Source organism: Pedobacter arcticus A12, assembly GCF_000302595.1.
Classification (GTDB): Bacteria; Bacteroidota; Bacteroidia; order Sphingobacteriales; family Sphingobacteriaceae; genus Pseudopedobacter; species Pseudopedobacter arcticus.
Window position 1 is genome coordinate 1,136,190 of record NZ_JH947125.1, and the last position, 20,658, is coordinate 1,156,847.

Consider the following 20,658-nt stretch of genomic DNA (forward strand, 5'->3'; position numbering starts at 1 on the left):
AAAGGATTTTTGATCCGGCCTCTTAAACTTAATTTAGATTGTAATCTAATATTATAAAGATCGGAATTGCAAATCGCGACCAAGATTTTTAAGGATATAACCTCCCAAAAACATTCACAAGCAAAAAAACCGGTCCCAAAAATGAGAACGGTTTTAAATCTTGATACTCGATACTTATTACTCGATACTCAAAAAACTACTTTCTGTTCTTGAAAAATTTAAAGTCTTTTCCAATAAACTTAGCTCTAGAGCCCAATTCTTCTTCAATACGTAATAACTGATTGTATTTTGCAATCCGATCAGAACGTGAAGCAGAACCTGTTTTAATTTGACCACAGTTTAAAGCAACTGCTAAATCAGCAATAGTTACATCTTCAGTTTCGCCAGAACGGTGAGACATTACAGAAGTATAATTTGCATGCTGAGCCATTGTAACTGCATTGATGGTTTCAGTTAAAGTACCAATTTGGTTAACTTTTACTAAAATTGAGTTTGCAGTATCGTTATCAATACCTTGTTTCAGTTTTTTAACATTGGTTACAAATAAATCATCACCAACCAACTGAACTTTATCGCCCAATTTTTCAGTTAATAATTTCCAGCCATCCCAATCGTTTTCGTCCATACCATCTTCGATAGAAATAATTGGATACTTAGCTGCTAGTGAAGCTAAATATTCAACTTGTTCTGCGCTAGTACGGATAGCACCTTTTTCGCCTTCAAATTTAGTGTAATCGTATTTTCCGTTTACGTAGAATTCAGAAGCAGCACAATCAAAAGCTAAACAGATGTCAATACCTGGTTTGTAACCTGCTTTTTCAATCGCTTTCATAATGGTTTCAACGCCATCTTCAGTACCTTCAAAAGTTGGCGCAAAACCACCTTCGTCTCCTACTGCTGTTGATAAACCTCTATCATGCAAAATTGCTTTTAAGCTATGGAAAACTTCTGTTCCCCAACGTAAAGCTTCAGAGAAAGAAGATGCACCAACTGGCATAATCATAAATTCCTGGAAAGCGATAGGCGCATCAGAGTGCGAACCACCGTTTACAATATTCATCATCGGGATTGGAAGTGTATTTGCATTTACACCACCAACGTAACGGTATAAAGGCTGACGGCTTTCTTGCGCTGCTGCTTTAGCAACTGCTAAAGACACACCCAAAATAGCGTTTGCACCTAAATTTCCTTTATTTTCTGTTCCGTCTAAATCAATCATTAACTGGTCAATTGCATTTTGTTCAAATACATCAACACCTTTTAATGCTTCAGCAATTTTTTCGTTAACGTTAGCAATGGCTTTTAAAACACCTTTACCTAAATATACAGATTTGTCATTGTCGCGTAGTTCTACGGCTTCGTGTTGCCCGGTTGAAGCACCAGAAGGCACTGCTGCTCTTCCCAAAATGCCGTTTTCGGTGATTACATCTACTTCAATAGTAGGGTTTCCTCTAGAATCAAGGATCTGTCTTGCGTGTACATCAAGAATTAAGCTCATCTTATTTTGAATTTATTTTTGTCTATTTTACACTTAGTGTTAAAACTACACTAAAGTAAGTAATTTTGTTCAACTCGCAAATATAGCAATTGTTTTTTGGGCGTGTAGTTCTTCGACCTCATCATTAAAAAACAATTTTTTCTAATAAAACCGTTTGTTAAGCTTTTCTCAAAGACGAGTATTTGCATAAGAAAACCATTTTCAATAAATCCTACACTGATCATAAAATATGCTTTCATCGCTGTTTTTTAACATTACTTATCCTTAATCATCAAAAAAACATTTCCATGACAATAATTAATCAATCGATTAATTAATTTTGTCGTCGTTATGACAGATGATAAATTAGACACCAAAGCAAAGATCCTTGCAATAGCCGAGGATCTTTTTGCCGAGTTAGGTTTCGATGCGGCGTCTACCAGGTTAATTGCTAAAAAAGCTGATGTAAATATCGCGATGCTTAACTATTACTTTGGTGGCAAAGAAGGCTTGTATATGGCAATTATAGAAAGACATATCCTAGCCAATCGTATAAAGTTGCAGAATATTAACAGCGATAATATTTCCTCGTTTGAAAAACTATATCGGTTTATTGATGGTTACGTTGATAATATGCGGAGAAATTTGGCGGTGCAAAAGCTGATGTACATAGAGATGAGCTTAACCTTGCGTAGCCAACTTAACGAGCAGATTGTGGAGCTACTTTCTAAAAACTTGGTGCAAGTAAAGCGAATTATAGACGACGGTGTTAGCAACGGCAGTTTTGCCAAAGTTGATTCGGATATGCTGATTGCGTCTATGTTCGGTACTAAAATCTACTTAATTAACGCATCGCCGATGGCTTCCATCCTATTTAATGGCCATGCAAACTCAAAAGACTTATTAGATGATGAAATGGTTGTCCGTCTAAAAAATCATTTAAAAACCATGTTCAAATTGTACTTAACAAAATCATGAATATCAAATACAATTATCAAAAAAAATTAAGCAAGTGGCTTGCCTGCTCTTTACTCGTTTTACCTTTTTTGTCTGTTGCACAGGATGTAAAAACACTCAGTTTAAAGGATGCAATTGCGCTTGGATTAGCAAACAGCAAGACCATTGCTTTAAGTCAAAACAAAGTAGCAGAAGCCCAGGCCGCTTATCAGCAGGTTTTAGACAAAAGCTTGCCATCAGCCAATGCAAGTGCGATTTACAACCATGCTGAAATACCAAATAATGTACTGCAGTTAGGTCCTGGTGACCCGATAAAATTACCTAAAAGTGCAGATGCTTACATTGGCACTTTGTCTGTACAAGAATTGATTTTTGCTGGCAATAAACTAAAATATGCTAAAGAGAGCGCACAGCTTGTTAAAAAAATCGCCGTTTTAGACGTGGTGAAAGACGAAGATGAAATCGCCATCAACATCATCAACGCTTATTTAAACTTGTATAAGCTGGATGCTAGCAAATCCGTTATCGCTCAAAACATCAAAGCCTTAGAAACGCAGCTAAAGCAAACGCAACGCTTTTTTGATCAAGGCATTGTTACCAAAAACGAGGTGCTACGCATTCAATTACAGCAATCAAATATCGAATTAACGGATTTAGACCTTGACAAAAACAGAAATGTGGTCAACTACAATTTAGATATTCTGTTAGGCCTACCAGAGCAAACACTTATCCAAACTGCCACTTTACCTACAGATTTTGAATCGGAAAACGGCTTAAGCACTTATTTAGACAGTGCGATTGTTAACCGTGTGGAACTTAAACAGATTGACTATCAATCCCAGGTGCTGGGTAAGAACATAGCATCCATTAAAGCTGATCAGCTACCAAGTTTAGGTGCGGGTTTAGGAGCTTATTACCTTAACCCTAGCGGTAAGTTTATCCCCGGAACCAATGAGTTTGTTACGCCGTTAACCCTGGGTTTAACATTATCATGGAATATCGGTAGCCTTTGGACCACCAAAAACAAAGTTGCAGAAGCCCATATTAAACAGCAAGGAACGCTAATCAATAAGTCATTAATTGCAGATCAGATTAAATCAGAAGTAAACAGAAACTATCAAGATTATCTACAATCAATCAAAAAAATCAGTCTGCTTAAAACAGCAATTAATCAGGCCACCGAGAACGATAATATTGTACAGTCTAAGTATAAAAATAGTATTTCTCCGTTAACGGACAGACTTGATGCAAACACACAGCTTTTTCAGGCCAAAATCAATTTAGAGCTGGCCAAAGCAGATGCGCAGATTGCTTATTACAACTTATTAAAATCTACAGGTAAAAAAATTATTTTATAAACAGAATGGAAACACAAAAACCCAAATCAAAATCAGCAAAAGTAATTCCCTTTATATTAGGTGTACTGATACTTATAGGCGCTATTTTCGGCATCAAAGAATACATTTATTTTAGTAAACACGTTGATACGGATGACGCCCAGATTGATGGCGACATTAGCCCCGTTGTGGCAAGAGTTGGTGGCTACGTGGACTCTATTTATTTTGAAGAAAACCAACATGTTAACGCAAACCAGCTATTGGTAAAATTGGATGACAGAGAATTTAAGGTAAAACTAGCTCAGGCACAATCTGGCAAGCAATCTGCTTTAGCAAATGTAAACGTTAGTGAAGCTGTAGTAAGCTCAACAGCGGCAGGAATCGGTACGGCTAAAGCAAACGTGGAAATCGCAGAAGCGAAGGCAAATCAAGCCAATAAAGATTTTGCCCGTTACCAAAACCTAGTAAAGGACGGCTCTGTTACCCAACAACAGTTTGACCAGGCTAAAGCGCAAAAAGACGCAGCCGATGCGAGTTTAAGAGCATCAAAAACACAATTTGAAGCGGTTAAAAAACAGGTAAACACCAGCGAGTCGCAGGTTTCTGTAGCAAACTCAAACATCAGTTCGCGTATGGCCGATATTGATTTTGCAAAACTTATTTTATCCTACACAAAAATTGCAGCGCCAACTTCTGGCATTGTATCTAACAAAAACATTCAGATAGGGCAGCTTATCCAGCCAGGACAATCGTTGTTTGCCATTGTAAACGACAATAGCTTGTTTGTGAAGGCAAATTTCAAGGAAACGCAGTTAGAGAAATTAAAAGAAGGGCAAGTAGTTGATATAGAAATTGATGCTTTCCCAGATGTTGCATTGAAGGGCCACATCTATAATTTTTCTCCCGCTACCGGCGCAAAATTTTCGCTTCTTCCGCCAGATAATGCTACCGGAAATTATGTAAAGGTGATTCAACGCGTTCCGGTAAAAATAAAGTTAGAAAAAAATGAAATTCTATCGAAGCTACGTCCTGGAATGAGCGTTAAAGTTTCGGTGCATACAGCAGATTAAAATGGCAGAAAAAGGTCTAAAGAAGTGGGTAATTACCATTACGGTGATTGTTGCCGCACTTTTAGAATTAATAGATACCACAATTGTTAACGTTTCTTTACCCCAAATGCAGGGTAATTTAGGCGCAACATTAGAGGATATTGCGTGGATAACAACTGGCTATGCGGTGGCAAACGTAATTATTTTGCCCATGTCGGGCTGGTTAGGAGAAACTTTCGGACGTAAAAACTACTTTTTAACATCCATCATCATTTTCACCATTGCCTCATTTCTATGCGGAAATGCCACCAGTTTGAATGAACTGATTATGTTCAGGATTTTGCAAGGTTTGGCCGGTGGTGGATTGATCTCTACGGGACAGGCTATTTTATTAGAAACCTGGCCACCAGAAGAAGTAGGAACAGCAACAGCGATGTTTGGTTTAGGTGCCGTTGTAGGTCCAACCTTAGGCCCAACTATTGGCGGTTATATTACTGAGCATTTCTCTTGGCCATGGATATTTTATGTTAATATTCCTGTGGGGATTTTAGCGGCCTTTGCAACCTATATGGTAATCAAAGAAACACCAAAAACGGCAAAAGGACGACCAGTTGATTGGTGGGGAATTGCATTGCTCGCTTTAACAGTAGGTAGCTTACAAACCGTACTAGAAAAAGGCGAAAGCGAAGATTGGTTTGCAACTCCCTACATTTTAGCACTGTCCATCGTTTCTATTCTGGGTTTTTTCTTATTCATTTGGCGAGAGAAAACCACGGAATATCCGATTGTCAACCTGGACATATTAAAGAAGCGGAGTTTCTCCGTGGGGATGTTTTTTAGCTTTATTTTAGGATTCGGCTTATATGGTTCTGTCTTCATCTTCCCGATTTTTTGCCAGAACCTGCTCGGCTTTTCCCCCTTACAAACCGGAGAAATATTACTCCCGGGCGGTATTGCAACCATTATTTTGATGCCTTTTATTGGTATTATGCTAAAAAAGGGTGTGCCAGCACAACTGATGGCAGGTTTTGGGATGTTCCTGTTCTTTGTTTTCTCGCTCATGTTGAGTAAGTCAACGCTATCATCTGGTACCGGAGATTTCTTTTGGCCCTTAATTATTAGGGGAGTTGGAATGGCATTTTTGTTTGTGCCCTTAACTACTTTGGCTATTCAAGATTTACGCGGAAAAGAAATTGGACAGGGAACGGGTTTAAATAATATGGGCAGGCAGTTGGGTGGATCTTTCGGAATTGCAGCTTTAACAACGCTTTTACACCTTAGAAGCGGAGTACACCGCAGCAGTTTGTTAAGTAATATCAACGAATATAACACTGCCTTTACCGATAAAATGCATGCAATTACCCAAAATTTTGTAACCAAGGGCTATAGCTTCTTAGATGCACAACATGCTGCAACTAAAGCTATCGAAGGCATGGTGACTAGGCAAGCTACTTTATTAACTTATACCGATGCTTATTGGTTAGTGGGTTATGTAATGTTGTTTTCAATACCCTTATTGCTGTTGCAAAAGTTTAAGAAGAACGTTGAGATTCCTACAGATGTGCATTAACAAACAAAGCCACTTTATTAATAAAGTGGCTTTGTAATTAACAATTAAAACCTGTAAAAACCTAAAAGCAAATTAGTGATCATACTTTTAGGTGTGATTAACCTTAGTACTAATTTAGTAAATTTTAAGGATGAAAAGCAAATTTTCTGTAAAATAACTTGTTAATTATGTTATTAGTTGCAACTATTAACTAATTCAGGCAGTCGGTTTATTGCCGAAAGCAATTTTTGTCAGCTTTGTGTTAATAAACTATTTTTCCTGTAGCAGTAACGATAGATGCTATCCTAACGGCATCAAAAATTCTTTCCTCTTTGCTACCTAATTTAATTAACGAATCTTCGTGAGCGTTTACACACATTTCGCAACCATTCACTGCAGAGATTGCTAGACTCAACAATTCAAAAAATTCTTTTGAAGTTGGTTTCATCATTAATTGCATTCTAATACGAGCTGGAATCTGCGTGTATTTTTCTTTCTGCGTAAAGTGACGGAACCTGTAGAACACGTTGTTTGATGCTAATAAAGAAGCGCATGAAACAGCTTCGGCCAATTCATCTTCCGTGGCCTCAAACTTTAACGCGTAATTTTTGTAAAACGTTATCAATATTGCATTCTGGTTGTTGGCTGCAATACTTAAACCTAGCAAAGCACATTCTTTTTCCGATAAAAACTCAGAAGTAAGCGTACTGTTGAAATTCAATTTTAAATCACGCAGGTATTTATAATCTGTAGCGTTTAAAAGTTCTAATGCTTTGTTGTTGATGGTGCTCTCACCAAAAATGGCTAAAACCTCTTGTGTAGTTTCTGAAATATTCATAATATTGATTATCAAGTGTTTATAAAAATATCAATCCAGTAAAAAGCCCCTTGCTTAATAAACAAGGGGCTTTTATTTATTAAGCTTCTAAAGCTGCAGTTAAAGTTTCTTCTCCTTTTTCCCAGTTACATGGACAAAGCTCATCTGTTTGTAAACCATCTAGTACACGTAAAACTTCTTTCACGTTTCTACCTACGTTAAGGTCGTTTACACAAACCCAACGTATAACACCTTGTGGATCGATGATGAAAGTTGCTCTGTAAGCTACTTTTTCTTCAGCTACCAAAATACCTAAATCTTCTGCTAATGATTTAGAAGTATCAGCTAACATTGGGAATTTTAAGCCTCTTAAATCATCGTGGTTATTTCTCCAAGCCAAATGCACAAATTCCGAATCTGTAGAAGCGCCGATTAAAGTAGTATCTCTGTCTCTAAACTCGCTATAGTTGTTGTTAAATTCTGCGATCTCTGTTGGACAAACAAAGGTAAAATCCTTAGGCCACCAAAACATAACTGTCCAACGGTTGTCCTCGTTGATAAAAGAATCAGATGAAATGCTTTCGAACTCTTTACCTTTTTCTAAACTTACCACAGCTGTTTTATTAAACTCTGGGAATTTTTCTCCTATACCTATCATAATCTTATATTTTAATGTTTTGCTTGAATATTGTGATACAAATATACAGGTTAAAGTAATGCCTTTGCATTGTATGTTTTGATAAGCTCATAGTCAAAAGCTATAATCTTTTTTATTTTCATAAGATAGTGTAATTGCTATAAATGAATACCAAAAAAGGCTTTCAGGTTGGTCTTGGTACAATTTTTATAAGTAGGCTCATCTATTAATCGTATTTTTGTTATTATAGTTCAGATCATAAAAGCAACAAAACGTAATTTAAAAGCAATGGAGAATAAAATTAAAGTAGGCTTAATGGCATACGGAATGTCAGGAAAAATTTTCCACACTCCATTTTTTGAACTACATCAAGGTTTTGAGCTGGTTGCGGTTGTAGAGCGCAGTAAAAATAAAGCGGTAGCCGATTATCCAAACATCATCACTTACCGAAGTGTAGATGCATTATTGGCAAACGAACAGTTGGAGCTCATCGTGGTAAACACACCCAATTATACCCATTACGAATATGCAAAAGCTGCATTGAATGCCGGAAAAAATGTATTGATAGAAAAACCTTTTTCTGTAACCAAAGAAGAAGCGGAGGAACTTTTTTCCTTAGCTTTTAGAAAAGGATTAAAGGTGTTGGCTTATCAGAACCGCAGGTTCGACAGTGATTTTTTAGCCGTACAGAAAGTTCTAAAATCTGGAAAACTTGGAAAAATAACCGAAGCACACTTACGTTTCGACAGGTATCGGAACGAAATCAGCGAAAAAACCTTTAAAGAAGAACCAATACCCGGTGCTGGTATCTTCTACGATTTGGGTGCACACATGATTGACCAAGCCATTGCACTTTTTGGTATCCCATCAGAATTTTATAAAAGCTACGGAAAGCACAGAGCCAATACCGAAGTTGACGACGTTGCACACGCACATCTTAAATACAATAACGGTTTAAATGTTTTTATAACCACAAATATGTTGGTGGTAAAACAGCAACCCGCTTATGTTTTTTATGGGATTGATGGAACGCTTACAAAAAGCCGTACGGATGTGCAGGAAGCGCAACTTTTAGCGGGTATAAAACCTAACGATGAACGTTACGGTAGGGAAATTGCCGGCGGAGAAGGAAAACTTTACACTTTTAATAGTGAAGGCGAAGTGGTTGAAGAGGATGTTCCCTTAGAAAACGGTAACTACATGTTATTGTTTGATGAGGTTTACAATGCCATAAGAAACGATAGCGAATATTTTATTAGACAGAACGATATTTTAGGTCAGCTGTCTATACTACAGAAGTAATGGCTCAAATATGTTTTAGGATGCTGCTTTAAAACATCGTAAATTTATCAGATGAAATACCAATTAGGAGAGTTTGTGCGCTTTGTTGATGAGCGAAGAGAAGGTTATATCACCAAAATAATTAACGATGAAATGGTGGGTGTTACCGGTGATGATGATTTTGAGATTCCGGTAATGGTTACAAATATCACCAGGGTACACGGACATTCATCAAACCCTGAAACCAAACAAGCTTCTCCGGAAGAAAAAGCAAACATAGAGAACTTTGTGGAGAAGGGCATTTTTTTGGTGGCTATTCCAGATGCGAACAAAGGCTCTGTGGTGCATTTTTCGGTGGTCAATGAAACATCTTATCAATTGATGGTAGGGCTAAAAACTTTAACCAAAGATGTTTATAAAGGAGCATTTTTTGGTGAGCTTGCCAGCGAAAAATCGGTAAAAGTATTTAGTGCTGCTTTGCCAGAACTGGATTTATGGCCCACATTAAATTTTCAAATACTTTATTATACCGCCACAAACAAGGCTCCCGTTAAGCCTTTGGAGTTTAGCGTTAAATTTAAATCTAAAGATTTTGCCGGCAGTAAACAGCAAGTTGCTTTGATGAAAGCAAACGGGTGGTTGTTTAGAATGGACGAGCCGGTATTGGTTTTAGACGCTCAAAAAATAAAAGAAAGTTTTTTTAAGCCTTCAGAAGAAAAAGTAGTTCTACAGAAACCTGCCAAAGAAGTTGATCTTCATATTGAGAAGCTACGAGATGATCATGATTTTTTAAGTAAAAGAGAAATTATGGACATTCAGCTAGATCATTTTCAAAAGAGTTTAGAAGCGGCCATTGTTCACAAATATGAAAGTATTGTATTTATACATGGCGCCGGAAACGGAACTTTACAGCATGAAATTCACAAAGCGATAAGTAAAAACACACAGGTGAAAACGTTTATGGATGCGCAAAAAGAGAAGTTTGGATACGGTGCCACCAAAATAATTTTAAAATAACTTTAAGTTCCATCCGTTTTTCTATTTTTAGAAAATTTTTTAGCACCTATGGAATGGCTTACTAACCCAGAAATTTGGGTTTCACTTTTAACCTTAACAGTTTTAGAAATTGTTTTAGGTATTGATAATATCGTTTTTATCTCTATTCTGTCTGGTAAATTACCGGCAGAGCAACAGAATAAAGCCCGGAAGTTAGGTTTGGCTTTGGCCATGATCACCAGGGTTTTGCTTTTGCTTTCATTGAGCTGGATAATGACCCTTACTGCGCCTTTATTCAACGCAAGTAGTTGGTTTGGAATAAGCAGTGGCGAATGGTTTGAGAAACTAGCCATCAGTGGTAGAGATTTGATCCTGATTATTGGAGGACTGTTTTTAATTTATAAAAGCACCCACGAAATCCACGATAAGTTAGAAGGAGAAGAGGAAGACACTACGGTAAAGAAAGTTCATTCTTTTTCGGGCGTAATCTTTCAGATCTTATTGTTAGATGTTGTTTTTTCTTTAGACTCTGTAATAACCGCAGTGGGTATGGCAAAAGAGTTATGGGTTATGGTTGCCGCCGTAATTATCTCGGTAATTGTGATGATGTTTTCTGCAAAATCAATTTCCGATTTCGTAAACGATCACCCTACAGTTAAAATGCTGGCCTTGTCGTTCTTATTGCTTATCGGCGTTTCATTATTAGCAGAGGGTTTTGAACAACATATCCCGAAAGGATATATTTATTTTGCGATGGCTTTCTCTGTTTTGGTAGAGTTTTTAAACTTAAGAATAAAGTCAAAAGCAAAACCAGTTACATTAAGAAGAACCCCTCACGAACCAAAATAGCTTTACATCGCTTTCGCAATTTTCTCATTTTCCAAAATTTTCAAAAGCAGCCTTTCTTCATTAGTCAGGCTGTTTTTGTTGTTATCCTTCACTTTATATTTGTGTATGGTGCCACTTTCATGCGCACTAATTATTGATGGATGTACGTAGTACTTTTTACACACCGTTCTGGTGTTGCCTAATTTTGTAGCTACGTGGTCTATTACGTTAACAACCTGTTGTTTAAGTTGTGTTTTATTTTCCGCAGTTTCCAATTCTTTAAAAGCACATAAGGCATTTACACTGCCCGCCCAAGTTCTAAAATCCTTTGCTGTATAATCCTCTCCAGTAATTTCTTTCAAATAATTGTTAACGTCTCCACTGCCTATACTGTAATGTTTTCCGTCTGTATCGTAATACTGAAAAAGCTCTTTTCCTGGTATGTCTCTACATTTTTTAACCAAATTAGCGAGTTTTTTACTTTGTAATTCTATATCGTGATAAACACCTTTTTTTCCCTTGAACGCAAATCTAACTTTTGTTCCTTCAAACTTTACATGCCTATCTTTAAGCGTACTTAAACCAAAGGAACCATAAAGTTTGCTGTAATTCTCATTGCCAATTCTAATATGGGTAAGCTCTATTAATTTTACCGCTAAAGCCACCACCTTTGTAAAAGGTAAGCCCTTCTTTTGAAGATCTTTTTCAACCTGTTGTCTGATTTTTGGAAGGCATTTTGCAAAATTACGGAGACGGTAAAATTTTGCCTGATTACGGATGTTGTTCCAGTCTGCATGGTAACGGTATTGTTTCCGTTCCTTTACGTCGTATCCGGTAAATTGTAGGTGATTATTTGGGTAAGGAGCTATCCAAACATTTTCGTAAGCCGGTGGAATCACCAACTTTTTAAACCGCTCTAAAAGTTCTTTGTCTTTTACAGGCCTTCCTTCGTAATCTTCATAGCTAAAGCCTTTGCCTGCTTTTTTACGATAATAGCCTTTGTTACGGTCTTCGGTGTAGCGTAAACCCGCAGTTTTCGCTGTTAGCTTGGCATCGCTACCAATTTTCTGCAACTTGTTCTCTAATCTGGTCATAACGATTCAAAAAAATACATGAATCTAAAACCAGACCAGTTTAAAGCCGAAAGCTACGCAAACTATTTCGCCAACAGAAACCTGATGATAGAAGCCTCACCAGTTTTAACTAGTTTTTGAGTGGCACTTGTTGTAGTTGTAGTTAGTTCGCTATCTGTTGGTGCATCATTTGATTTAAAGCTCAACGAAAGCAGTACCGCAAAAAGTACTGGAACAATTAACATTAAGAAAGGAGAAACGGACGTGGTTAACTTTTTCATTAGTATATAATTTGAATTTTAGCGGTTATGAAGCGATCATGAGCGTATTCTTCCTATTTGTAAGCGGTATGCTCATGATGGTTTCATTTTGTTTTTGGTTTGATGATCAAATATTCGAATAACTTAAACGCTACAAAAATCTATTATACCAACGGTTTAAATCTCAAGATAAACGTCCTTTATTATCGATAATTAAGGTTTACGGTGTTGGTAGATAAAAATTGGGCGTTGGTCTAAAGTTTCTCGATTTTGTATTTCTTTATCTACTTTTATTTTATGAGCAGGTTACAGAAGTTTATGCTTCATATTATGGTGTGGTTGTTTTTAATCACACTTTTTACGTTTGTGGCAACCGCAGGTTTTGAAAGTACAAAAGGGGTTTACATTCTCTTTATCGGAATTTCGCTTTTAAACTTGGCTATTTTTTACCTCAACCTGTATGTTTTAATTCCGCTTACGCTTGATAAAAGAAAGTTTTTTTTATGGATGCTGGGCTGTTTAGCTATTGTTATCGCTTTTTTAGCCATTAAATACGGCTTCACTTTTTACCTTTATGAAATAAGTGGTTTAAAAATGATGGCTGGCCAAAAACAGATGGTATTTTCTGAACCAGAAAAACAGCTCATCAGTACTTTTGTAACCAATGGTTTTTTTGTTTTTTTAAGTACGGTTTATAAATTTACAGTCGATTGGTTTTTTAATGAGCGAGAAAAAACAGAGTTGGAGAAGCAAAGACTAACGTCTGAATTAGCATTTTTAAAATCGCAGATTAACCCACACTTCTTATTTAATTCGCTCAATAACATCTATTCACTAGCGTATCAAAAGTCTGATGCAACGCCGAACGCAATTTTAAAGCTTTCGGAAATTATGCGCTATATGCTTTACGAGAGTAATGACAGTAGCGTAGCTCTAGAAAAAGAAATAACTTACTTAAACAGTTTTATTGAGCTCCAAAAATTACGATTTAAGGAAGAGGCTTATGTGGTTTTAGAAGTAGAAGGGCAAATTACCGATCAAAAAATTGTGCCTTTATTGTTGATTTCGTTTGTCGAAAATGCCTTTAAACACGGTATTGCCACTGATAAGGATAATCCAATACACATCAATATCTCCGTACTCGAAGAAAATCTACTCTTTACTGTTAAAAACAAAAAAAACTTACAAAACAAAGATCAAACCGGGGGAATTGGGATGGCAAACGTGGTTAGGCGGTTGGATTTAACTTATCCGGAAAAATATAAATTGGCTGTAGAAAATAGAGAACACGATTATTTTTCTGAATTATATCTAAATTTATAGCATGATCAAATGTTTGATAGTGGATGATGAGCCTTTGGCATTAGATATCATTGAAGATTATATTTCAAAAATTCCGTTTTTAACACTCCATAAGCGTTTGCATAATCCTATTGAGGCGCTCACTTTGGTACAGGAAGAGAAAATAGATCTTGTTTTTTTAGATGTGCAGATGCCGGAACTAACAGGAATTCAGTTTCTAAAAATTGCCAATGATAAATGCAAGGTTATTTTAACCACTGCCTATCCAGAATATGCTTTAGATGGTTATGAACATAACGTGGTTGACTACCTACTAAAACCTATTGCGTTTGACCGATTTTACAAAGCTGCCCAAAAAGCACAAAGCATCCTCTGCAATTTACCCACACCGCCATCGCCGGTAATAGAAGCTAGCCCCGTAAGCAATACTTTTACCCATGATTTTATTTTTGTTAAAACCGAATATAAAATCCAAAAGATTTATTTAGATGACATCCTTTTTATTGAAGGCCTGAAAGATTATATCTCTATTTATACCAAAACCGAGCGAATTATTACGTTACAAAGTATGAAAAAGATAGATGAAGCTTTGCCAAACCATTTGTTTGTAAGGGTCCATAAATCTTACATTGTTGCTTTAGGTAAAATAGAAAGTATTGAACGGAGCCGGATTACTATCGGTGATAAAATAATTCCTATCGGCGATACGCATAGAGAGTATTTTTTTAAAATGATTGAGGATAAAAACGTGTAGAAGCTATTATAAAAATTTTGCTTTTAACTCGGGCGTGGGCACCATACATTGTTCTTTTTTTCCGAACCATTGGTAGCGGTATTGCGCCACCCAATTATAAAGACCGTTTCTTAAAAATGCGGGTAACACGTAGCCTATTTGAACCAGTTTCCAAAGCCCGTTTAAATGACCTGCAATTTTTAACACTGCATTGGATTTAGTAAATATTTTACCGTTTTCTAGGTAAACAATACTTTTTAGATCTTGTAAATGGGGGTATGTACTCAGCAAGTTTTTACCGATTTCAGACTGTAAAGAAGCAAACCGAAAAAAGTCTTTTTGATCAGCCACAATAATGCGCTGTACAAAGCCATCGCATAAATTGCAAACACCATCAAATAAAACGATACCGTGTTTCTCCATAATCAAATGTAAATTAATTTTAAAGGCCAAACCCGATTTTGAGCCTGTTATCGGGGTACTTTAAACATAATTCCAAGCGCCAAATTCTGGCTATACTGCACTTTCCCGCTAAAATCATCATCGTAAAGAGCAGTAGCGCCAACAGTAACATTTACCAACCTGTTCACTTTTGCTGTTAAAGTTACATCTAAACGTTGATCAATATTGTTGATGTTTTCGTAAGCCGCAAAAAGTAAATAACGGGCTTTTAAATTAAGATTTGTAGCAATATCCTTATCAAAATTTGCAACACCTTGAAAAGCCAACTCATTTTTAAAACGTTTACCAACCTCAACACCAAAGTTTTTCGGATTATTTTTGTAAAGCGTTGTATCTAACAAAAACGTTTGACGGGCAGTACCCGTACCTAATCGTAAACTAAAATACTTTTCGGGCTTGTATTCAAAACCGATAGACTCTGTTAGATAGCCAGGCGCCATAAATTTAGAAATGATTTTACGTGTTTCGTTACCATCAGCATCCTTTCCGTAAGTAAAACCACTATCAAACTGCGATTCAAAACTTACAGACCCAAAAAAGCTCCAATTTTTGGAGATTTGCAAAGCAGCCTTGTTATCAAAAAACATACGATCATTCGTTTTCCGCTCTAGTTGACCCTCGTTTTTTAGTTTTCCATATTGTAATAAAACCTCCGATGTAAAGTTTTTTCCATCCTTGTTGTATTCAGCTTTATAGTTAAGTAAGCTACCTAATGCTATAGAATTTACACCGCCACCGCTCCAGTTATCGCTAAAAGCAGCTTGGTTAAGGTTAACACCAAAGTTGAGTTTGGTTTTCCAATAATTAACTTTTATGTGAACAAAACTTTGGTGTAGACGTTGTTTATAAATAAAAAAAACTGGTTGGCGTACCGGAAAAAGATTTTTTTTAGCCTCGATTTCTTTAACGATGATTGGCTCAATTTTATCATTGCTCTGTGCTACCGCATTGGTGATATTAAATAAAAGTAAAGCAAGCACCAGTTTAGGACCGTAGTTTTTGAAGCAATTCATTCCGCAAAAGTGACAATTTATACGGTTTTAAAAAAATCAAATGTGGTTTGTGATTTTTAGCGGATAAATAGCTTTGTTTTTTTTACCTAAAGAATCGTTGTAGAAGGCACCATCCCATAAAGCCCTAATCGTTAAAGTAATAAGTCTATTACGAAACGTGTTAAACTGGGGAAATACCATCCATGTTTTGTAAATTCATACCATTCTATGAAAAAATAAAAAACAAGTAAAGTATGAACATCTATAAAAAACCATTAGCTATTGTAATTGCAGGGATTGTTTTGGCAAGTTGCAATAACTCACAGAAAAACGAGAGTAACTCCGATAATCCGTTTTTTAAAGCAAGCAGTTTAGCGTACCAAGCACCAGATTTTGGTAAAATAAAAACTGGCGACTTTATGCCTGCTTTTGAAGAAGGGATGAAACAGCAGTTACAGGAGATTGACTCTATTGTTAACAATGCTCAAGCACCAAACTTTGAAAATACCTTTGTTCCGTTAGAAAAAAGCGGGCAGCTTTTGGCAAGGGTAAACAATGTTTTTGATTTATTAACAGCGGCTAACACCGATCCGGAACTACAGAAAATAGAAGAAGATATTTCTCCGAAACTAGCTGCACACCACGATGCTATTTATTTAAACCAAAAACTTTTTAACCGTATTTCTGCGGTATATGAAAGTGTAGAGAACGGTAAGCTTGATGCCGAATCTAAAAAGCTGGTTGATGTTTATTATGAGAATTTTATTTTAGCAGGCGCTAAATTATCTGATAAAGATAAGGTAGAGATGAAAAAGCTAAACGAGGAAAAAGCGAGTTTAGGCACAAAATTTACCAATCTATTACTGGCAGCTACAAAAGTTGCAACTTTAAAAGTTGACTCGGCAACAGCGTTAAACGGTCTTTCTGAAGCAGAATTGAAAGCTGCTGAGGATTCGAAAACGGGCAGTAAATATGCAATTGTGTTACAAAACACCACACAACAGCCCTACTTAAGCCAGTTAACAAATCGCGATACACGTAAAAGCTTGTTTGACGCCAGCTATAACCGCACAGAAAGAGGAGATGCCAACGATACCCGAAGTACACTTATTCGGTTAGCAGAAATTAGGGCTCAACAAGCTAAGCTTTTAGGCTTTAAAAATTACGCCGCTTGGAACTTGAAGAACCAGATGGCGCAAACGCCTGAAGCTGTTGACAGTTTTTTAAAAGGGATTGTACCTGCTGCAACCGCTAAGGCAAAAGCCGAGGGTGCAGAAATTCAAAGTTTAATTGACCAACAAAAAGGTGGGTTTAAGCTAGAAGCTTGGGACTGGAACTTTTATGCAGAACAAGTTAGAAAAGCAAAATATGATTTAAATGATAATGAGATTAAGCCTTATTTTGAGTTAAATAAAGTATTGCAGAACGGTGTTTTTTATGCTGCTACGCAACTTTACGGCATTACATTTAAGGAGCGTAGAGATCTTCCTGTTTACCAAAAAGATGTGAAAGTGTATGAGGTTTTTGAGAAAAATGGTACGCCTATCGGTTTGTTTTACGCAGATTATTTTAAACGTGATAATAAATCGGGTGGTGCTTGGATGTCTAACCTTGTTGGGCAATCCACATTGTTAGGTACAAACCCGATTATTTATAATGTTTGCAACTTTACCAAACCTGCCGCTGGCGAACCTGCCTTAGTTAGCTTTGATGATGTAACTACCATGTTCCACGAGTTTGGCCATGCCTTACATGGTTTTTTTGCAAGTCAGAAATACCCTACACTTTCGGGTACTGATGTTGCCCGTGATTTTGTGGAATTCCCTTCTCAGTTTAACGAGCATTGGGCTATGGAACCTACTGTTTTTAAAAATTATGCAGTACACTATAAAACTGGCGAGCCAATGCCGGCTACACTGGTAGAAAAAATTAAAAAATCGGCTACATTTAATCAAGGTTATATGCTTACCGAATTGTTGGCTGCCGCTTCTTTAGATATGCAGTGGCACAGCATCAGCAGTGATATAAAAATTACCGACGCCAATAAATTTGAAAACGATGCATTGCAAAGAACTGGTTTATTGCTAAGTGAAGTGCCTCCACGTTACCGTTCAAGTTATTTTAAGCACATTTGGGGAGGTGGTTACGCAGCCGGTTATTATGCTTATTTGTGGACAGAAATGTTAGATCACGATGCTTACTCTTGGTTTGAAGAGAATGGTGGCATGAGCGCCAAAAACGGTCAACGGTTTAGAGACATGATTTTATCAAGAGGTAATACCTTAGATTACAACAAAATGTTTTTGGACTTTAGAGGGCATAAGCCAGATATCAGACCGATGTTAAGAAACAGGGGATTAATCAAATAACCGAAAGGGGCGAAGAAATTTGCCCCATTTTTGTTTACAGAAGGCGGTAAAATTTTAATTTACTATTTTGCCAGTATGAAAAAGTTAGCATTGCTATTACTAATTAGTTCTTCTGTACTTAACATCGTTACGGCGCAAAATTTGGCTTCAAAGCTCGAAGTTGCGTACGCCAGATTTTCAGCAAACCAACAGCTAAAATATGCCACTGTTTCTTTCTCTGTAATCGATAATAAATCGGGGAAAGTACTTTTTAGCAAAAACGGAAATACGGGACTTGCGCCTGCATCAACATTAAAAGTAATTACCGCGGCCACCGCATTAGATTTACTTGGGGAAGATTTCACCTTTAAAACCAATGTTTTTTACCGTGGAGAAATTAGAAACGGCACACTAAACGGCGATTTAATTATAAAAGGCAGCGGCGACCCAACTTTAGGGAGCGATCGTTGGGATAAAACTAAAAAAAGCCAGATCCTCAATAAAATTCTGTTCAACCTACAACAAAAAGGAATTAACAGAATAACTGGCTACGTTATTGGCGATGCTTCTGCTTGGGATACACAAACATTACCTATTGGCTGGATTTGGCAGGATATGGGGAACTATTACGGTGCTGGAACGTCTGCGCTGTGCTGGGGCGAAAACTATTTTGAATTGGGGTTTTCACCAGGAAAAACTGCTGGTGCTCCAGTTAAAACGAACACAAAAAATTATCCATTCTTAGAAATCACCAATGAATTAACGACTGGAGCCAGTGGTTCTGGAGACCAGGTTTACGCTTACTCGGCACCATATAGCAGTGATGTGTTTTTACGCGGAACCTATGGGATAGATTTAAAAAAGCAGATTGGTGTAGCTTTGCCTAATCCTCCATTGGCAATGGCTTTTGATGTTGCCCAGTTCTTGCAGACTAACGGTTATGGTTCTGAAGAGTTTAAAGCGCAGATTTTGCCTGCTGACGCTAAGGACCATCAATTGCTTTTTAGCATTAGTTCGCCACCATTGAGCGAAATTATTTATTGGTTTAACCAGAAAAGCATCAATTTGTATGGAGAGCAGTTGGTAAGGGTAATTGGTGAAAAATCAGGGAAAAATCCGTCGACGATAGAAGGGATTAAAGTAATAAACGATTATTGGGAGAAGAAAGGCATTGATCCAGACGCTTTACGCATATTGGATGGCAGTGGCTTGTCCCCTTCAGATCGGGTTACCACTTTAGCAATGGCAAAAGTATTATCATTTAGCCGAAGCAAACCTTGGTTTAATAGCTATTTAAAAAGTATTCCGCTTTACAACAACCAGAAAATGAAAAGTGGTACCATTGCCAATGTATTGGCTTATAGCGGTTTTTCGGGAAATGGAAATGAAATTAGCTTTTCGCTGATGGTCAACAACTATAGCGAAAGTACCGGCCAGATGAGACAAAAAATGTATGAGTTTTTAAACGCTTTAAAATAGGGTTATAAAATAATTTTAAAGCTTGCGCCTTTACCATCACCCTCACTAAAACCTGTTAGTTTTCCACCAATTTGCTCAATAATTTTTTTGCTAAGATGTAAGCCCAAGCCTATAGAAGGTTCATTTTTAGTGCCTTTACGGCCTGTGTTTCTTGCATCTTTAAAAAGGTTTTTTTGATAGTTTTCTGAGAAACCCAAACCTTCATCGGCTACCTCAATCTCCATTTTTCCATTGATGTTTCTAGTGTAAATACTAATTTTTCCATCAGTGTAGGAGAATTTAATAGCATTGGATAACAGATTCTGGAACACCAAGGAAAGGTTACTCCGATTTTTATTGATAAGCAATTCTTCTTCAGCTAAATTTAAGGAAATCGATAAGCTTTTTGTTTCTAAGCTATCTATAACGGTTTGTAGCTCCTCATTAATAAAACCATTTAAATTATAGGGAACATCGGGCAAAGCAATAATTTGTGTACCCGTTTCCATCATTTGTGTTAATAAATCGGTTAAGTTTTGTAACTGCAATCTGGTTACCGATTCAATTTTATCGACATACTCGTTCAAATTAAGGTCGTCGACCTTAATAAGTTCGCAAAGGCTAATAATTTGGCTCAAGGGTGTTCTTAAGTTATGAGAAACTAAGGTTGTAATCTCCTGCTTCTCGTTCGCCAGCTTATCTAAATGTTTAATCGTATCCTGTATCAAAACCATTAATTTGCCGGCTTCGTCTTCATAGTGGGTAGGCAAATCTGGTATAGTTCCGTTACTGATGTAATCTTTTAAGGCCTTATCACTCATCAATAATGGCGCTAAAAGCTTCTTTAAAACAAACAGAGTAACACCGGTTGATAAAAGCGTAAATATCAGGGTAACGATAATAATTGCCGTACCCGAAAAAAGACTCTGAGAACTATTTAGTGCATAAACAGCAAGGCCAATTAGGGGAATATGGATTCCGATGAAAGCAACAAATAAAAATTTTAAGCTATAATTGTACTTAATAATTGGAACTCGTGATAACCTACTATAAACTGTATCCATTAGCCTTATTACGATTGCTTTCCAATAATGTTTTAACG

Annotated in this window: 19 protein-coding genes; 11 read left to right on the plus strand and 8 right to left on the minus strand. The window is 36.9% G+C overall.

The annotated features are described in order from the left end of the window. Nucleotides 1-196: 196 nt before the first annotated feature. On the minus strand, nt 197-1,498 hold the full coding sequence (gene eno, locus B176_RS0106365; protein ID WP_017257953.1) for a phosphopyruvate hydratase: 1,302 nt from the start codon (nt 1,496-1,498) through the stop codon (nt 197-199). Between the two features lie 330 nt (nt 1,499-1,828). On the opposite strand from eno, the gene B176_RS19110 reads away from it, so the two are divergent. From B176_RS19110 to B176_RS0106390, 4 genes are read left to right on the plus strand one after another with little or no spacing between them, the layout of a single operon-like run. After that, nucleotides 1,829-2,455 (plus strand): TetR/AcrR family transcriptional regulator, encoded by a 627-nt coding sequence (locus B176_RS19110; RefSeq protein ID WP_017257955.1) that lies wholly within the window; start codon nt 1,829-1,831, stop codon nt 2,453-2,455. Further along, nucleotides 2,452-3,792: a TolC family protein gene (locus B176_RS0106380; RefSeq protein WP_017257956.1), complete on the plus strand. Its 1,341-nt coding sequence runs from the start codon at nt 2,452-2,454 to the stop codon at nt 3,790-3,792. The genes B176_RS19110 and B176_RS0106380 overlap by 4 nt, the downstream gene beginning before the upstream one ends. A 5-nt stretch (nt 3,793-3,797) precedes the next feature. Beyond that, nucleotides 3,798-4,841 carry an HlyD family secretion protein gene (locus B176_RS0106385; RefSeq protein ID WP_017257957.1) on the plus strand — a complete coding sequence of 348 codons (1,044 nt, stop codon included), beginning with the start codon at nt 3,798-3,800 and terminating at the stop codon, nt 4,839-4,841. Nucleotide 4,842: 1 nt separating this feature from the next. After that, nucleotides 4,843-6,390 (plus strand): DHA2 family efflux MFS transporter permease subunit, encoded by a 1,548-nt coding sequence (locus B176_RS0106390; protein WP_017257958.1) that lies wholly within the window; start codon nt 4,843-4,845, stop codon nt 6,388-6,390. 241 nt (nt 6,391-6,631) lie between these two features. Here the strand turns inward: B176_RS0106390 and B176_RS0106395 are convergent, their stop codons facing one another. Beyond that, the gene (locus B176_RS0106395; RefSeq protein ID WP_017257959.1) at nt 6,632-7,207 is read right to left on the minus strand and encodes a carboxymuconolactone decarboxylase family protein; all 576 of its coding nucleotides are present in this window, start codon (nt 7,205-7,207) and stop codon (nt 6,632-6,634) included. 79 nt (nt 7,208-7,286) lie between these two features. After that, entirely contained in the window at nt 7,287-7,844 is a 558-nt protein-coding gene (locus tag B176_RS0106400) for a peroxiredoxin (protein WP_017257960.1), read from the minus strand. 267 nt (nt 7,845-8,111) lie between these two features. Here B176_RS0106400 and B176_RS0106405 point away from each other — a divergent pair, with 267 nt between their 5' ends. Genes B176_RS0106405 through B176_RS0106415 form a run of 3 tightly spaced genes read left to right on the plus strand, consistent with a single transcriptional unit; the run spans nt 8,112 to nt 10,949 of the window. After that, a complete protein-coding gene (locus B176_RS0106405; protein ID WP_017257961.1) occupies nt 8,112-9,125 on the plus strand; it encodes a Gfo/Idh/MocA family oxidoreductase in 1,014 nt (337 codons plus the stop codon). A 51-nt stretch (nt 9,126-9,176) separates the two neighbouring features. Further along, nucleotides 9,177-10,121, plus strand: a complete 945-nt coding sequence (locus tag B176_RS0106410) for a Smr/MutS family protein (RefSeq protein WP_017257962.1) — start codon at nt 9,177-9,179, stop codon at nt 10,119-10,121. Nucleotides 10,122-10,169: 48 nt separating this feature from the next. After that, nucleotides 10,170-10,949: a TerC family protein gene (locus B176_RS0106415; protein WP_017257963.1), complete on the plus strand. Its 780-nt coding sequence runs from the start codon at nt 10,170-10,172 to the stop codon at nt 10,947-10,949. A 2-nt stretch (nt 10,950-10,951) separates the two neighbouring features. Here the strand turns inward: B176_RS0106415 and B176_RS0106420 are convergent, their stop codons facing one another. Beyond that, on the minus strand, nt 10,952-12,022 hold the full coding sequence (locus B176_RS0106420; protein WP_017257964.1) for a DNA topoisomerase IB: 1,071 nt from the start codon (nt 12,020-12,022) through the stop codon (nt 10,952-10,954). Nucleotides 12,023-12,084: 62 nt separating this feature from the next. Beyond that, the gene (locus B176_RS20900; RefSeq protein ID WP_154647899.1) at nt 12,085-12,282 is read right to left on the minus strand and encodes a hypothetical protein; all 198 of its coding nucleotides are present in this window, start codon (nt 12,280-12,282) and stop codon (nt 12,085-12,087) included. Between the two features lie 276 nt (nt 12,283-12,558). Between B176_RS20900 and B176_RS0106435 the strand changes: the two genes are divergently transcribed. Both B176_RS0106435 and B176_RS0106440 read left to right on the plus strand, forming a co-directional pair. Next, a complete protein-coding gene (locus B176_RS0106435; protein WP_017257967.1) occupies nt 12,559-13,584 on the plus strand; it encodes a sensor histidine kinase in 1,026 nt (341 codons plus the stop codon). A gap of 1 nt (nt 13,585) precedes the next feature. Beyond that, on the plus strand, nt 13,586-14,317 hold the full coding sequence (locus B176_RS0106440) for a LytR/AlgR family response regulator transcription factor (protein WP_017257968.1): 732 nt from the start codon (nt 13,586-13,588) through the stop codon (nt 14,315-14,317). Between the two features lie 6 nt (nt 14,318-14,323). On the opposite strand, the gene B176_RS0106445 is transcribed toward B176_RS0106440, so the two are convergent. Both B176_RS0106445 and B176_RS0106450 read right to left on the minus strand, forming a co-directional pair. After that, nucleotides 14,324-14,719, minus strand: coding sequence for a thiol-disulfide oxidoreductase DCC family protein (locus B176_RS0106445; RefSeq protein ID WP_017257969.1), 396 nt, complete (start codon nt 14,717-14,719; stop codon nt 14,324-14,326). A gap of 47 nt (nt 14,720-14,766) precedes the next feature. After that, a complete protein-coding gene (locus tag B176_RS0106450; RefSeq protein ID WP_017257970.1) occupies nt 14,767-15,771 on the minus strand; it encodes a DUF3078 domain-containing protein in 1,005 nt (334 codons plus the stop codon). A 233-nt stretch (nt 15,772-16,004) separates the two neighbouring features. Here B176_RS0106450 and dcp point away from each other — a divergent pair, with 233 nt between their 5' ends. Then, nucleotides 16,005-18,119: a peptidyl-dipeptidase Dcp gene (dcp, locus tag B176_RS0106460; protein ID WP_017257972.1), complete on the plus strand. Its 2,115-nt coding sequence runs from the start codon at nt 16,005-16,007 to the stop codon at nt 18,117-18,119. A 75-nt stretch (nt 18,120-18,194) separates the two neighbouring features. Further along, complete coding sequence (gene dacB, locus B176_RS0106465) at nt 18,195-19,577, plus strand: D-alanyl-D-alanine carboxypeptidase/D-alanyl-D-alanine endopeptidase (protein ID WP_026063192.1); 1,383 nt, start codon at nt 18,195-18,197, stop codon at nt 19,575-19,577. A 2-nt stretch (nt 19,578-19,579) separates the two neighbouring features. On the opposite strand, the gene B176_RS0106470 is transcribed toward dacB, so the two are convergent. Next, the gene (locus B176_RS0106470) at nt 19,580-20,620 is read right to left on the minus strand and encodes a sensor histidine kinase (protein ID WP_017257974.1); all 1,041 of its coding nucleotides are present in this window, start codon (nt 20,618-20,620) and stop codon (nt 19,580-19,582) included. Between the last annotated feature and the right edge of the window lie 38 nt (nt 20,621-20,658).

What these genes read in the sequence shown, in the direction of transcription:
- B176_RS0106420 (WP_017257964.1), bottom strand. Translation starts at nt 12,022, where the DNA reads ATGACCAGATTAGAGAACAAGTTGCAGAAAATTGGTAGCGATGCCAAG.
- B176_RS0106435 (WP_017257967.1), top strand. Translation starts at nt 12,559, where the DNA reads ATGAGCAGGTTACAGAAGTTTATGCTTCATATTATGGTGTGGTTGTTT.
- B176_RS0106440 (WP_017257968.1), top strand. Translation starts at nt 13,586, where the DNA reads ATGATCAAATGTTTGATAGTGGATGATGAGCCTTTGGCATTAGATATC.
- B176_RS0106385 (WP_017257957.1), top strand. Translation starts at nt 3,798, where the DNA reads ATGGAAACACAAAAACCCAAATCAAAATCAGCAAAAGTAATTCCCTTT.
- B176_RS0106395 (WP_017257959.1), bottom strand. Translation starts at nt 7,207, where the DNA reads ATGAATATTTCAGAAACTACACAAGAGGTTTTAGCCATTTTTGGTGAG.
- B176_RS19110 (WP_017257955.1), top strand. Translation starts at nt 1,829, where the DNA reads ATGACAGATGATAAATTAGACACCAAAGCAAAGATCCTTGCAATAGCC.
- B176_RS0106380 (WP_017257956.1), top strand. Translation starts at nt 2,452, where the DNA reads ATGAATATCAAATACAATTATCAAAAAAAATTAAGCAAGTGGCTTGCC.
- B176_RS0106415 (WP_017257963.1), top strand. Translation starts at nt 10,170, where the DNA reads ATGGAATGGCTTACTAACCCAGAAATTTGGGTTTCACTTTTAACCTTA.
- B176_RS0106400 (WP_017257960.1), bottom strand. Translation starts at nt 7,844, where the DNA reads ATGATAGGTATAGGAGAAAAATTCCCAGAGTTTAATAAAACAGCTGTG.
- dcp (WP_017257972.1), top strand. Translation starts at nt 16,005, where the DNA reads ATGAACATCTATAAAAAACCATTAGCTATTGTAATTGCAGGGATTGTT.
- B176_RS0106470 (WP_017257974.1), bottom strand. Translation starts at nt 20,620, where the DNA reads ATGGATACAGTTTATAGTAGGTTATCACGAGTTCCAATTATTAAGTAC.
- B176_RS0106390 (WP_017257958.1), top strand. Translation starts at nt 4,843, where the DNA reads ATGGCAGAAAAAGGTCTAAAGAAGTGGGTAATTACCATTACGGTGATT.
- B176_RS0106450 (WP_017257970.1), bottom strand. Translation starts at nt 15,771, where the DNA reads ATGAATTGCTTCAAAAACTACGGTCCTAAACTGGTGCTTGCTTTACTT.
- B176_RS0106410 (WP_017257962.1), top strand. Translation starts at nt 9,177, where the DNA reads ATGAAATACCAATTAGGAGAGTTTGTGCGCTTTGTTGATGAGCGAAGA.
- B176_RS0106445 (WP_017257969.1), bottom strand. Translation starts at nt 14,719, where the DNA reads ATGGAGAAACACGGTATCGTTTTATTTGATGGTGTTTGCAATTTATGC.
- B176_RS20900 (WP_154647899.1), bottom strand. Translation starts at nt 12,282, where the DNA reads ATGAAAAAGTTAACCACGTCCGTTTCTCCTTTCTTAATGTTAATTGTT.
- eno (WP_017257953.1), bottom strand. Translation starts at nt 1,498, where the DNA reads ATGAGCTTAATTCTTGATGTACACGCAAGACAGATCCTTGATTCTAGA.
- dacB (WP_026063192.1), top strand. Translation starts at nt 18,195, where the DNA reads ATGAAAAAGTTAGCATTGCTATTACTAATTAGTTCTTCTGTACTTAAC.
- B176_RS0106405 (WP_017257961.1), top strand. Translation starts at nt 8,112, where the DNA reads ATGGAGAATAAAATTAAAGTAGGCTTAATGGCATACGGAATGTCAGGA.